This is a genomic window from Planctopirus limnophila DSM 3776 (genome assembly GCF_000092105.1).
Taxonomy (GTDB): domain Bacteria; phylum Planctomycetota; class Planctomycetia; order Planctomycetales; family Planctomycetaceae; genus Planctopirus; species Planctopirus limnophila.
The window spans coordinates 4,524,247-4,537,381 of sequence record NC_014148.1 but is presented as its reverse complement, the minus strand read 5'-3'; the positions used below and the strand labels follow the sequence as shown (position 1 = coordinate 4,537,381).

Below are 13,135 nucleotides of genomic sequence, written 5' to 3'. Positions count from 1 at the left end.
GGGCTGTTTTCATTTGTAAGGGAGGTGTTGGGTGTTTGGTGTTGGGTGTTTGTCGAGCCAGCTATTTCAGCGATTTATACAGCATCTTTCCAACAGACAAATACCAAAGACCCAACACCAAACACCAATCCATCCAATTACTTCAGCGACCACGGTGCCCGATACGGACGATTCACCAGAGCGATGGCTTCAGGATCATTGCCCACAATCTTTTCGTTGACGGGATCCCATTCAATCTTGCGGCCCAAACGAATCGCAATGTTCCCCAGGTGGCAGGCACTGGCAGTCCGGTGGCCAATCTCGACATCGCAGATCGGCAGTTCGCGCGACTTGATGCAGTCGAGAAAATTCTTGTGATGATTGCTCGAAACATAGAGCGATTCGTCACCGCTCGAAAGTTCCTGCTCGATCAACTCGGCTGGAGTTCCGCGCAGCACGCCGCGATTGACGAAAATCGTCCCTTTCTCACCAATGAATGTCGTGCCGCCAGGAATGTCTTTCTGTTCCTGTCCCACAACGATTTCGACGCCGTTGCCATACTTGTGAGTGATGCGACAAGCCGTCGAGACTTCAAACCACTTCTCGGGATGGAACTCGGCTGTCCCTTCTGTGCTGACTGGCCCGGTATGGTCAAAACCGAGTGCCCAGTGAGCAATATCAATGTGATGGGCACCCCAGTTGGTCATCTGCCCGCCCGAGTAATCCCAGAAGAAGCGGAAGTTGTAATGGACTCGCTTCTGGTTATATGGCCGTTGTGGTGCCGGCCCGAGCCACATGTCGTAGTTGAGTTCGGCTGGCGGCTCAGAATCAGCAACAGGTGGGCCACCAAAGTTCGACTTGGCCAGACCGACCAGAACCTTGTTCACCTTGCCAATTTTTCCATTACGCACCAGCTCACACGCCTTACGGAACTTGGCATCGGATCGTTGCTGTGAACCAGTCTGCACAATGCGGTTATGAGCACGAGCCGCTTCCACCATGGCCCGGCCTTCGGGAATCGTCAGCGTGAGTGGCTTTTCGCAATAAACATCTTTGCCCGCCTGGCAACCATGCACGGTCGGCAAGGCGTGCCAGTGATCCGGAGTGGAAACGACAATGGCATCGATATCTTTGCGTTCGAGCACCTTGCGGTAATCGTCGTAACCGTCGACCTTGAAGCCCTTCTCGCTGACCATCTTGATCGTGCTGGCCAACCGCTTGGAATCGACATCGACAATCGCGGCCGGGGCGACACCCTGACCCATAAACGCCTTGAGATTTCCCGAGCCCTGACCGCCAATCCCGATGTGTGCAGTAACAATTCGCTCATTGGCACCAAACGCCCGCGCGGGAATAATCAGTGGAGCCGCAAATACGGCGGAAGCCGCCAGGAAGGTGCGTCGGGAAAGCTGCTGTCTGCTCATGAAAATACCCTTTCCAGTTGTCAATACCCGGTTGTCGAGAGTTTGAAAAGATAGTGCCTGCTCGGGATGTCTGCCGTCCGAAATTGACGAAAAGTGCCAGCTCGATGAATGCCATATCAAGGAATCGTCCTTCATCCTAACAATCGATTTCCACCCATCGCTACCCGCTGATTGGCAGTTCGAGGAAATCTTGGGTACGGAATCCAATAATCAACTGGGCTCCTTGGTATGGGGATGGCTGGGGCCACACGTCTTCGGGAACCCCCAGATAGTGCCAAAGATCGCTGGGGGTTCGAAGACTCAACCCCAGCCACCCGCCGCGCGGACGTTTATTGGAATCCGTAATGGGGAAGGTTTTTCCCGTTGATTTCCACAACAGATCGCCGGGTGAAGGGATTCACAGAAAATTTTTCCAGTGGTCGATTCGCCAAAAAGGATTCCTGCGGGTATTCTTGACTGATTGATCCTTCGCCGCTCTTTGCGAGTGGCCAGAGTACTTGCCCCAGAACCTATGAGCGAAGACCACCGCCAAACGCGCACACATCTGACGGAGCTGTTTCATAAGCTCCGGATTAATCCGCGCGGTGATCTGGGTCAGAATTTTCTGATTGATATCAATCTGGTGGAACTGGTGGCCCGCGAGGCCCAGTTATCCAAAGATGATGTGGTTCTCGAAGTGGGGACCGGGACAGGCGGTCTCACGATTTTCCTCGCTGCAGAAGCGGGCGAAGTCGTCTCGATCGAGTACGACCCGAACATGCATGCGATTGCGACAAAACAGCATGCCGGCTTGTCGAATGTGCAGTGGGTGAATACCGACGCTCTCAAGAACAAAAATCAACTCCATCCTTTGCTGGTCGAAAGTGTCAACACCGCCCTGGCCAGACGGCCCGGCTCGACCTTAAAGCTGGTGGCCAATTTGCCTTACAACATTGCCACTCCGGTCATTTCCATGATTGTGGGAAGCGAGTGGCCCTGGTCGCGGATGGTGGTGACTGTCCAGTGGGAAATGGCCGTGCGGATGCAGGCAACGCCAGGGAGCAGCGATTACAGCGGGCTGTCGATCTGGTTACAGTCGCAATGCGATATCGAAATTCTGCGCAAGCTCCCTCCGGATGTCTTCTGGCCCAGGCCCAAGATTGATTCTGCCGTAGTGCTCGTCACACCGGCACCAGCCAGGCGAGACCGCATTGCCGATCCGGAATTCTTCCATAACTATCTGCGAGCGATCTTCATGCACCGGCGCAAGCTGTTGCGTGGTGTCCTGTGCAGCACCTATTCCCAGGTGGCTAAACCCCGCATCGATGAATTGCTCCAGCAGGCAGGGATTACTCCACAGGCACGGGCTGAAGAACTACCGACTGAGATTCATGTGGCCTTGGCCAACCTGCTATACCACGAAACTAATCCATCAACACCCGCCGCGGGTCTTGATTCACTGAAAACTGCGAACTGAAAACTGCCTCCTGCCAGATTCTGGCAGCAGCCGGCTCTGTCGGAGAATCTCATTACCATGCAAGATCGAATTGCCTATCAGGGAATCACCTTCGACGATGTTCTGCTCGAACCGGGCTATAGTGAACTCGTACCTTCCGATGTCGAAACATCTTCTCGACTCACCCGCAATATCCGGCTGAATGTGCCGATTGTTTCCAGCCCCATGGATACCGTGACGGAAAGCGACATGGCCATTGCCATGGCGCAGGAAGGGGGCATGGGGATCATTCATAAAAACCTCTCGATCGAACAACAGGCGTTGCATGTCGAGCGGGTCAAACGCAGTGAACACGGCGTCATTGTCGATCCCGTGACTCTCCCGCCAGAGGCGACAGCGCTGGCCGCCTGGGAAATCATGGAGCAAAGGAACATTGGTGGTGTTCCGGTCACTCAAAACGGTCGGCTCAAAGGGATTCTGACACGTCGCGACCTGCGGTTTCTCGCGTCGAAAGATACGCCGATTTCCGAAGTGATGACCAAAGAGAATCTCGTGACGGCGAAAGAGAATACGACTCTCGAAGAAGCCGAGCGGATTCTCCTCGAAAACAAGGTTGAGAAGCTGCTGCTGGTGGATGACGAGTTTCAGCTCAAGGGGCTGATCACGATCAAGGATATCGATAAAAACCTGCGTTTCCCGAAAGCGAGTAAAGATCGACGTGGACGTTTGCGCGTCGGTGCCGCCGTCGGCGTGTTTGACTTTGAGCGTGCTGCGGCCCTTATCGACAGGGGGGTTGATGTGCTTTGTGTCGACAGCGCACACGGACATAGCCAAAACGTGATTCAGACCGTTAGCGAGGTGAAGAAACGCTGGCCAGAGATCGATGTGATAGCAGGGAATGTTGCCACAACGGCAGGAGCCCGAGATCTCCTGATGGCGGGGGCGGATGCAATCAAGGTGGGCATTGGCCCAGGCTCGATCTGCACGACGCGAATTATTGCCGGTGTGGGTGTTCCTCAGTTAACGGCGATACACAATGCCTCATTGGCAGTGGCCGGGACTGATGTTCCGATCATTGCCGATGGTGGCATCAGGTATAGCGGTGATATCACCAAGGCTTTGGCTGCTGGTGGTCATTGCGTGATGCTGGGAAGTTTGCTGGCGGGTGTGGATGAAAGCCCCGGAGAAGTCATTCTTTTCCAGGGCCGCAGCTACAAACGCTACCGGGGCATGGGCTCGATGGGTGCCATGGTCAAAGGGAGCAGCGAACGCTACCGGCAAGGGAAAGTTGACGAAAGCAGTCCAGGGCGTGGAGCAGGGAAGCTCGTTCCCGAAGGCGTTGAAGGGCGAGTGGCTCATAAAGGCTCGCTCCACAATCTGGTTTACCAGTTGATCGGTGGCCTGCGGGCCGGCATGGGATACTGCGGTGTGCCCACGATTGATGATCTGCGGACAAACACGCGGTTCATTCAAGTCTCGGCTGCCACAGTGAGGGAGAACCATCCCCATGACATTACGATTGTCGAAGAATCTCCGAATTACACCGTTGAGCACGCCCATCGCGAAGGCTCGTAAGCAGAACTGGTATCAGCCGGCTCTGGCCGTCGCACTGGCAGGTGTGCTGATCACTCAGGCACCAGCCGGCGACGCCTCCCGCAGTCCGCTGGATACCTTGCGCGAACGTTCTCCGGAACAGCGCTGGACCAAAGTTCGCGAAGAGGACGCCGTGCAGAAATTGTCCCGGCAGACAGTGATCTCCAGCGAGACACAAGCCTTTACGAACGTCGGTTCGTCAGGTTCCGGCACTGCTCCAGAGCGTCTCCCTGTCGATCGAATCCAGGAAGGCAAATCGGCTGCGCCCGACATGCCAGCCTCGATTATCGATGCGGCTCCCACAGCAAACTCCAAAGCTGTCGTGGCGTTCCCTGAATCAAACACTCCTCCACAAGCCGCCACTACTCCTCCGGCCTATCCATTTCTGGATCAACCCGAGGTACTCGTGCAGGGTGATCATCAGTGGATCTTGCCAGCTCCTTCAGCGGAGCAGATCGTCGCTGCAGTGAGCCAGAATTCTCAGGCACCAGTTCCAAATGCCGTTCAGTCGGGCCCGACACCAATTGAAGTGAATGCAAATACTTCTAACGGTGTGAATGCTCCTGCACAGGTCGAAACACAAGCCACTTCGCCATCAGCCGCCAACTTGCCACCCGTTCCACCGCTGCAAAAGGAGTCGGAGCGGGCCATCATTGCTGATGAACGGCTGGCACCAGCCCTGCCGAATCTCGGGATTCGCCGTATTTATCAGATTGTTCCCTTCGGTGATCCCGTGGCGGATGAAGATATTCGTCGATATGCCCTTGAGCAGCAGAATAAAGTGGGTCTGCATATCGATAATAGCCCTGCGCCTCCACGGAACTATCCTGACCTCCTGGCCTTGTGGGAACCACCCAACCTTTATCACCAGCCACTTTACTTTGAAGATGTGGCACTGGAGCGATATGGGCACCACTATCCACCTGGTATTCAATCCGCCGTGTCACTCGGGAAATTCGGTGTTCAGCTGATTGGCTTCCCTTATCAGGCGGTCATTCATCCCCCAGCATCCAAGCAGTATGCTCTCGGCTATTACCGACCTGGCGAAGTGGCACCCCGGCTCACCTATCAAATCCCCTGGAATGCTCACGCCGCCGCTGTGCAGGCCGGAGCCGTGGTGGGCTTTATCTACATGATTCCGTAAAAGTCACCACTTCAGAGATGCAAGCAGCTCTGCTGCAAGCAAAGGCTTTTACTCCTTCTCCCGTTCCGACGGGAGAAGGCCGGGATGAGGGGAACTCGAACGTATTGGGCGAGCAATCCACAACCGGCTTCATCGCAGTACACTCTTGGCCTCTCGCCACTGTGAGTCAATCAGCGCTCCTGCGGCAGCCCTGCTCTCTGGCCTTCTTCCCCTTCCGACCTTCAACCCTTTTCACCTTCGCCCTGACTCTCTTCAACGGATTCACTGCAAGGCACTCTCTCAATTGGCCGAGGGTTTCCTGCCGACCTGATAGAGGTTCGTTCGCGAGCGGAGATACATCAGGTCATCACTGACTGCGGGCGATGCCATAAAGCCGTCGCCCAGCTGGCTTTCTCCCAGTTCTTCAAACTCACGAGACGCCTTGAGCACCTTGATCTTTCCCTCCTGGCTGAAGAACCAGAGTTTTCCATCCGCATAGAGTGGTGTGGCGGTATAGTTGCCACCGAGCCGCTCCTGCCAGAGCTGTTTGCCAGTGGTGGCTTCGAAGCAGGTGGCGGCACCACCATCGTGCACCATAAAGAGCAGATCGTCGACCAGCACATGCGTGGGCTTGGAAGGGATGCCTTTGGCAGCACTCCAGCGAACGTGGGTTTCGGTCACATCGCCTGTTCCTGTCGGATCGACAGCATGCAGGGCTGCCTTCCCGAAGCCGGTATTGATAAAGACCAGACCATTCCCGTAGACCGGCCTGACAGTGGCTGAGAATTCCTTAAAGCGAATCCGCCAGAGCTCTTTCCCCGTCCGCGGATCCAGGGCCAGACTCGCCTTGGATGTGGGGCTGATCAGTTGTGGTTGCCCGTTGACCTGAATGATGGTGGGAGTACAGAAGGCTTTCTTGAAGTCGCCATTTTCAGAGCCATATTCGACCTGACGATCGACTTTCCAGACGGTCTGGCCTGTTTCCTTGTCGAGAGCTACCACATACTGAAAATCAAAGCCGTCCATGTGCAGAATCAACAAATTCTCGAAAAGGATGGGCGAACTTCCCGGGCCACGAAAATGCTCGCAAGGGAGATCACGCCTTTGCCAGAGCACTTCACCCGAGCGGCCCGCCAGGCAGGCCGTGCCATAGCTGCCAAAACTGATCCACGCCTTCCCGTCTTCCAAGACGGGCGTGGGTGAGGCGTAGCTGTTGAAATCGTGGATTTCGCTGGGCTTCTCGACTTCGAACAACAGCTTGTCGAGCACAATCTTTCCCGAGGGCTTATCAACGCAAATCACCGAGAGCTTGTGTCCATCGGGAGTCGCCGTCGTCATCCACAGGTCATTGTTCCAGATGACGGGCGAAGACCAGCCTTTTCCATGAATGGCGGTTTGCCAGAAGATGTTCTCCTCGCCGATCGTGACGGGAAGTTTCGTACTCTGAGCATAAGCATTTCCTTCCGGCCCGAGAAACTGGGGCCAGTTGTGCTGCGCCTGACTCGTGGACAATAGCCCAATCGCCAGCACCCACAAAGCCAGCAGCCCGCGGCTCAAAAACAGTCCCGCCTCAAAAAACCGCAGATCAATCAATGGACGTCGCATGGAGAAAATCCTTGAATCCGAAAGCAGCCACAGCTTCAGACCGTGGACTGGACAAAGTCGCGATGGCTTTCTGCAGTTCGATCATCCCGGAGATCGGGCCAGTCGGTATGCTTTAAGAACGCTGTTCGTGAGAACATATCAATAAATCCTTGCGCAGAATAATCGGCGGCATGATCTGACGCCACTGGAATGGTTTTCTCTGATGGCCAAGCGACCGAATGCTCGACTTCTGGAACTGCCTCTCCTGCAGAACTGGAGCTGCCACAATTGCGGCGGCTGCTGCAAAAAACATCTCATTGAAATCACGGAAGCTGAGCGCCAGCGCATTGACAGCCAGGGCTGGAATGCAGCCGAACTTCCGGAAGGCTTGCCTCCTTATGTTCCTCTGGGTCGAACTTCCGAAGGACGTTACCGATTATCGCAGCGAGCCGATGGCGCGTGTGTGTTTTTGACGGATGAAGGTCTCTGCCGGATCCATGCGAAATTTGGAGAACCCGCCAAGCCTTTACCCTGCCGGCTCTATCCGTATGTGTTTCATCCGACAGGGAAAGGGCTGGTCGTCGGCTTGCGCTACAGTTGTCCTTCTGTCATTCGCAATGCCGGTCGTGATCTAGTGTCTCAACAGGATGATCTCAAGCAACTGGCCCAGGAGACGATCGCCGATTGGCCCGAGGAGATCCCTGCACCCAGGCTTTCCGATCGCTCACCTGGAGCCTGGCCATTGGTCGATGTGCTGATCGCTGCGCTGCTGGACGAACTGCAGCAACGCGACGTCCCTCTGCGTTTGCGCCTGGTTCGCATGGCGGCATGGACGGAGCTGATTTCAACGACCAATCTGACCGATCTGACTGTCGCTCAATTGCGGGAGACGATCCGCGTGGTTCGTGAAACAGTGGCTCAGTTGCTCCCGGACGAACAGACGGTCATGGTCGCTCCGGCTGATCGTTTGACGCTGGTGGGCTTTACGCAACTGGTGGCCTACTACACGCGCGAAGATACCATTGTGGACCAGTCGAAGGGCTGGGCTGGTCGCTGGAAACTGCTGCAGGACATTCTGGTTTACACCTTTCGCAGAGGTCGCCTGCCTGATCTGGCGACTGACTGGAAGGGAATTCCCATTCGAGATGTCGAACAGGCATTACCCTGGAAGACTCCCGCCGCCGACGAACTGCTGACGAGATACGTGGTCACCAAGCTGCAGAGCCGGGCCTTCTTCGGGCCGGCTTATTATCACGAACCAGTCATCGAAGGGTTCTGGAGCCTGTTGCTGACAATTCCTGTGACGATCTGGCTGGCCCGCTGGCATGCTCTGGCCCGCTGGCAAACTCAGGCCAGGCGGCAAAACGCCGGGCCAGACATCACCTCCGAACCCTGCTCGATTCAAGCCGTCGATCTGGAAGCGGCTCTCGCACGCGTCGATCATAATCATGGCTATTCACAGGCTTTAGGGATGCGCAGTGTCAAATCGCGGCTGCGCAGTTTTGTCCGTCGTGATCAACTCACCAGCCTGATCTGGGACATCACCCGGGAATCGTGAACACTTAAGAGTCAGGATTTTAGAACCTGAAGAATCCTGGCGATCCTTGCGGGCAGGTTCTTCGCTGCATTCGAATAATGTGCTGGTGCACGATCTGGAAATGCGGCAAGATAATTCGCGGTCGATAATGTAACGACTCAATCCACTCGAACCCGTTCGCGGCTGCCATTCGGCTGAGGAGGAGACCATGAAAAGACTGCTCCTGTTACGACATGCAAAAGCCGTCGCTGAAGATGCCAGCGGACTCGACCATGAACGTGCTCTGGCACCGCGTGGCTGCGAAGACGCGACCCGCTTGGGAGAGTGGATTGTCCGTCAGGGTCTGATCCCGCACTTCATCATGTCGAGCAGTTCACGCCGCACAGTCGATACATTGCGGCTGGTGGGGAGTGCCTTTGGACATTCTCCTTTAGTGATGATCCGACGCCGGCTCTACATGTGCCACGAAACGGATTATCCGCCACTCCTGCAGGAAGCACCTTCCGATTGCGAACTGCTGCTGGTTGTGGGGCATAATGAAGGGTTGCAGGAGTACCTCACCCGACTGACAGGAACGGGCCGGGCGGTCCCCACCTGTACGCTGGCTGTCGTGGAACTTCCGATTTCGGAATGGCCGGAAATGACGCTGGCTGTGCGTGGGAAACTGGTCCAACTGGTGACTCCCGACGATCTTGATCCGAAGTGATTCAACGGCCTCGAACGGGTTGCCAATAAGGTCTCAGCTTTCAGTTTTTCCGGGCAAGTGGATTGGTTATGGCTCGTCGCTGGAATCATTACGATCTGTCGTTCGAGATGTACTTGAGAGACAGAGGGATTCCGTACATTGCGGTCGATGAAACCCGCCGGGCGCTGCTGGCACAGGCCAGTCTGAAATCGATGGATTACATCGTGTATGGTGCGCGGGGCCAGAACCTGCTGGTCGAAGTTAAAGGTCGCAAAGCGCGCACCAGCCAGCTCTCAGAGAACTGGGTGACTGCCGACGATCTGATCAGCCTGAGGCGGTGGGAAGAAGTCTTTGGGAAAAGTTTTCGGGCCGTGATGGTCTTCGCCTACGATGTGACTGAGAGAACACCTGCACTGCAGCGACTGGCCACCACTTCCTCGCATGAAGCGGTTGGCGAGCCGAATCTGGCCAGTGAACCCTGCTTTACGCATCAAGGTCGTGACTACATTTTTCATGGCGTCTGGATGGAAGATTACGAGCGGCAGGTGAAAGTGCGCTCGTCCCGCTGGGAGACGCTATGGGCCCCGGCGGCGGCCTATCGGGAAGTTCGTTTCTCGATGGAAGATTTTCTGGTCGCCCCGGTCCTGTCGTCAGACACCTTGTCCGGGGTTCATGCTGCCAGGGCAACTGTGCCATTGCCAGCCGCCGCCCAGTTCCACTTGCAGGCTGAGTTGAATGAGTGATTTGCCTGAATCGAGTAAGTGTTAAGTGGGCCTCGTGATCAATCTGGCGAGGGTTCTTTGCTCCTTCTCCCGTTCCAACGGGAGAAGGCCGGGATGAGGGGAGCTGGGACGTATTTGGCGAGCAATCCGCTACCGGTCTCATCGCAGCATGCTCCTGATCTCTGGCGGATGACAGTCAATCAGCGCCCCGGCGGAAGCCGTGATGACTGTTGCACATTGCTTGGGAAAGACCCTCACCCAGCACTCCGTGCCACTCTCTCCCACGCAGACGCGGGCGAAGGTTCAAGATGGAAGCGAATTAGTTTCCGAGTGCTGGGGAATCGTTGACTGTGCCGGGAGGGCGGACTCCGCTACCTTTGCGATTGGTCAAAGCGTCACCCAGTTCATTACGGGCGACCTCAGCATAGGCCTCCAACTGCTTGACGATTTCAGGGTGCTGGCTGGCCAGATTCGTCGTTTCGCCAATATCAGAATCCAGATTGTAAAGTGCCAGCTCCGTGAACTTCCGGTTGACGAGCTTACCGCGCTGGCCGTCGTTTCCCCGTTCGACGGGATGGACGTAAGTGTGCGGGAAGACGAGCTTCCATGGGCCCGAACGCACAGCAATCAGATCGCGGCCATAGTAGAACCATAGCGCCTGGTGGGGTTGAGCTTTCGAGGCACTGGTTAACTGAGGCCAGATATCGACGCCATCAATGGGATGATCAGGAAGTTTAGCACCGAGCATTTTGGCAAAGGTGGGAAAGAGGTCGTAGGTGGCCATGGGAAGATCGACCGTCGTATCGGGCGGAATGACACCGGGCCAGCAGGCCACAAACGGAACGCGGGCACCACCATCCCACATTGTTCCTTTCCCTTCGCGGAGCGGCCCTGTGCTGCCGGCATGATTTCCAAAAACCAGCCACGGGCCATTATCAGAAGTAAAAATCACCAGTGTTTTGCGAGTGAGTTGATGCTTTTCGAGTGTCTGCCGAATGGTTCCGACCGACCAGTCAATCTCGCCGATGACATCTCGGTAAAGTTGGGCTCTCTCACCGCTGTTGCGCTCTTCGCTGACAAAGATCGGCGTATGGGGCATGGGGTGAGCCAGATAGATGAAGAAGGGTTTGTCGGCGTGCCGGTCGATAAAGGAAACGGCTGCCATCGTGAAGTCAGTCGTGAAGCGGGATTGATCGGTGTCATGGCCAATGATCTCAGCGGGTGAATCCCCTTTTTGACGGAAAAGAGGCAAGGGCGGGAACTTGCCATAAGGGTTCTTCGACCACATATCGTTCGAGTAAGGAATCCCCAAGGCTTCACCAAATCCATGGTGACCCGGCAGGAACTGAGCCTGATAGCCCAGGTGCCATTTGCCATACATGGCGGTGGAATAGCCTTGTGACTGAAAGAGTTCGCCCAGAGTCACTTCGCTGTCGGCGATGCCGTTCTTCGAAACATGACTCAGCGCCCCGAGAATTCCGATACGATTCGGAAGGCAGCCTGTGAGCAGGGCTGTGCGAGAAGCCGAGCAAACCGCTTGCGCCACGTAAAACGAAGTGGCTTTCACCCCTTCTCTCGCCATCCTGTCAATCTCAGGCGTCTTGCAGATCGTAGCACCAAACGCCCCCACATCGGCATAACCCAGGTCATCGCAGTTAATAATGACGACATTCGGTTTTTCAGGCCGAGCCTCGGCTGCCATCACTTTTGTGATCGAGTCAACCTGCCAGAGACACAGCGATAGACTGATCGCCAGGTGACACAGGAACCAGGAAATTCGATGCCCACCCCGGTCTTCTCGATGATTTACGGGCTGGCGGGTCATCAATTCATGACGCATGGAAGTCTCCCGGTCTAAAATCTGCAGGGGTGCGAGTTTTCGAAAGTCAACACATCTCAGTCGGTGAAATCGCCCTCGTTCACGACTTCCCTCTGGCAGCCACTCAAGTTCTCGATCGTTATCGGATCTGCTGAGTGGTTGAGACCGTCTCGACATCATGAGTGATTTTTGCATGCATATCTACACGACTGAACGATTTGTGCTCCCTTTGCCGCCCGGCCATCGATTTCCCATGCGGAAATATGCCGCCCTGCGCGAGCGGATTGATCTGGCTCTGCAAAGTGGTGAAATTGATCCGCAGACCATCGAGCTTTTGGAACCACCCGCTGCCACCGATGCCCAGATTCTACTGGCGCACAATGCCGACTACTTATACAAGGTGTCGGCAGGTGAAATGACTCGCGACGACATCAAGCGGCTGGGGTTCCCCTGGTCGCCCGAGTTGATTGAGCGATCACGGCGATCCTCAGGTGCCACCATTGAAGCCGCCCGCTCGGCTCTAGTACATGGGTTTGGCGCGAATCTGGCCGGTGGAACTCATCATGCCTATGCCGACCGGGCCGAAGGTTTTTGCATCTTTAACGACAGCGTGATTGCCGCCCGAGTGCTGCAGAAGGAACAATTGGTTCAGCGAGTGTTGATTGTCGATGGCGATGTCCATCAGGGGAATGGGACAGCTGCCATCACCCGGCAGGATCCCTCGATTTTCACCTTCTCGATTCACAGCGAACGCAACTATCCGTTTGTGAAAGAAACCAGTGATCTGGATTATGGCCTGCCCGATGAAACCGGCGATGACGCCTATCTGGCGGCTCTCGATGAGGGATTAGCCGCCTGTGCCAGGCGCTTTCCGCAACCCGATCTGGTGTTGTTTCTGGCGGGTGCTGATCCCTTCGAGGGAGACAAAATGGGACGGCTGGCGTTAACGAAAGCCGGGTTACGGGCTCGCGACAGGCTGGTGTACCGATTTTGTGAGCAGTACGGCCTGCCCGTGGCCATCAGCATGGCGGGAGGGTATTCGCCTCGAGTGGAAGATATTGTCGAGATTCACTTTGCGACCGTTCTTGAGGGGATTCGCTGGAATCTGCAGCGACGTGACAGGCGCTGACCAGTTTGTGAGAATTGAGATCCTGATCCTGAGGGAATACCAGCAAAATCGTTCTCAGGAGTTGGAAACGTGCCGTTGATCCCAATTCTGACGTGCAGTGAGGTT

10 protein-coding genes are annotated in these 13,135 nt (G+C 55.7%); 7 read left to right on the top strand and 3 right to left on the bottom strand.

Annotation, left to right across the window (positions count from 1 at the left end; all coding sequences use genetic code 11):
* Positions 1-137: 137 nt before the first annotated feature.
* Entirely contained in the window at positions 138-1,403 is a 1,266-nt protein-coding gene (locus PLIM_RS18065) for a Gfo/Idh/MocA family protein (protein ID WP_013111754.1), read from the bottom strand.
* Between the two features lie 511 nt (positions 1,404-1,914).
* On the opposite strand from PLIM_RS18065, the gene rsmA reads away from it, so the two are divergent.
* From rsmA to PLIM_RS18050, 3 genes are read left to right on the top strand one after another with little or no spacing between them, the layout of a single operon-like run.
* Positions 1,915-2,859, top strand: a complete 945-nt coding sequence (gene rsmA, locus PLIM_RS18060) for a 16S rRNA (adenine(1518)-N(6)/adenine(1519)-N(6))-dimethyltransferase RsmA (RefSeq protein ID WP_013111753.1) — start codon at positions 1,915-1,917, stop codon at positions 2,857-2,859.
* Between the two features lie 57 nt (positions 2,860-2,916).
* Positions 2,917-4,413 carry an IMP dehydrogenase gene (guaB, locus tag PLIM_RS18055; protein WP_013111752.1) on the top strand — a complete coding sequence of 499 codons (1,497 nt, stop codon included), beginning with the start codon at positions 2,917-2,919 and terminating at the stop codon, positions 4,411-4,413.
* The gene (locus tag PLIM_RS18050; RefSeq protein WP_148227174.1) at positions 4,346-5,575 is read left to right on the top strand and encodes a hypothetical protein; all 1,230 of its coding nucleotides are present in this window, start codon (positions 4,346-4,348) and stop codon (positions 5,573-5,575) included. Before guaB ends, PLIM_RS18050 begins: the two co-directional genes overlap by 68 nt.
* A gap of 279 nt (positions 5,576-5,854) precedes the next feature.
* On the opposite strand, the gene PLIM_RS18045 is transcribed toward PLIM_RS18050, so the two are convergent.
* Positions 5,855-7,159, bottom strand: coding sequence for an outer membrane protein assembly factor BamB family protein (locus tag PLIM_RS18045; protein ID WP_013111750.1), 1,305 nt, complete (start codon positions 7,157-7,159; stop codon positions 5,855-5,857).
* 202 nt (positions 7,160-7,361) lie between these two features.
* Here PLIM_RS18045 and PLIM_RS18040 point away from each other — a divergent pair, with 202 nt between their 5' ends.
* From PLIM_RS18040 to PLIM_RS23240, 3 genes are all read left to right on the top strand, one after another.
* On the top strand, positions 7,362-8,696 hold the full coding sequence (locus PLIM_RS18040; RefSeq protein ID WP_013111749.1) for a YkgJ family cysteine cluster protein: 1,335 nt from the start codon (positions 7,362-7,364) through the stop codon (positions 8,694-8,696).
* 187 nt (positions 8,697-8,883) lie between these two features.
* Positions 8,884-9,381 carry a SixA phosphatase family protein gene (locus tag PLIM_RS18035; protein WP_013111748.1) on the top strand — a complete coding sequence of 166 codons (498 nt, stop codon included), beginning with the start codon at positions 8,884-8,886 and terminating at the stop codon, positions 9,379-9,381.
* Between the two features lie 68 nt (positions 9,382-9,449).
* Positions 9,450-10,103 carry an HYExAFE family protein gene (locus tag PLIM_RS23240; RefSeq protein WP_013111747.1) on the top strand — a complete coding sequence of 218 codons (654 nt, stop codon included), beginning with the start codon at positions 9,450-9,452 and terminating at the stop codon, positions 10,101-10,103.
* Between the two features lie 298 nt (positions 10,104-10,401).
* On the opposite strand, the gene PLIM_RS18025 is transcribed toward PLIM_RS23240, so the two are convergent.
* Complete coding sequence (locus tag PLIM_RS18025) at positions 10,402-11,922, bottom strand: sulfatase family protein (protein WP_013111745.1); 1,521 nt, start codon at positions 11,920-11,922, stop codon at positions 10,402-10,404.
* A gap of 172 nt (positions 11,923-12,094) precedes the next feature.
* Between PLIM_RS18025 and PLIM_RS18020 the strand changes: the two genes are divergently transcribed.
* On the top strand, positions 12,095-13,030 hold the full coding sequence (locus PLIM_RS18020) for a histone deacetylase family protein (RefSeq protein ID WP_013111744.1): 936 nt from the start codon (positions 12,095-12,097) through the stop codon (positions 13,028-13,030).
* Positions 13,031-13,135: the final 105 nt, after the last annotated feature.

Coding starts and splice junctions, on each gene's coding strand:
- PLIM_RS18065 (WP_013111754.1), bottom strand. CDS start 1,403: ATGAGCAGACAGCAGCTTTCCCGACGCACCTTCCTGGCGGCTTCCGCC.
- rsmA (WP_013111753.1), top strand. CDS start 1,915: ATGAGCGAAGACCACCGCCAAACGCGCACACATCTGACGGAGCTGTTT.
- guaB (WP_013111752.1), top strand. CDS start 2,917: ATGCAAGATCGAATTGCCTATCAGGGAATCACCTTCGACGATGTTCTG.
- PLIM_RS18050 (WP_148227174.1), top strand. CDS start 4,346: ATGACATTACGATTGTCGAAGAATCTCCGAATTACACCGTTGAGCACG.
- PLIM_RS18045 (WP_013111750.1), bottom strand. CDS start 7,159: ATGCGACGTCCATTGATTGATCTGCGGTTTTTTGAGGCGGGACTGTTT.
- PLIM_RS18040 (WP_013111749.1), top strand. CDS start 7,362: ATGGCCAAGCGACCGAATGCTCGACTTCTGGAACTGCCTCTCCTGCAG.
- PLIM_RS18035 (WP_013111748.1), top strand. CDS start 8,884: ATGAAAAGACTGCTCCTGTTACGACATGCAAAAGCCGTCGCTGAAGAT.
- PLIM_RS23240 (WP_013111747.1), top strand. CDS start 9,450: ATGGCTCGTCGCTGGAATCATTACGATCTGTCGTTCGAGATGTACTTG.
- PLIM_RS18025 (WP_013111745.1), bottom strand. CDS start 11,922: ATGCGTCATGAATTGATGACCCGCCAGCCCGTAAATCATCGAGAAGAC.
- PLIM_RS18020 (WP_013111744.1), top strand. CDS start 12,095: ATGCATATCTACACGACTGAACGATTTGTGCTCCCTTTGCCGCCCGGC.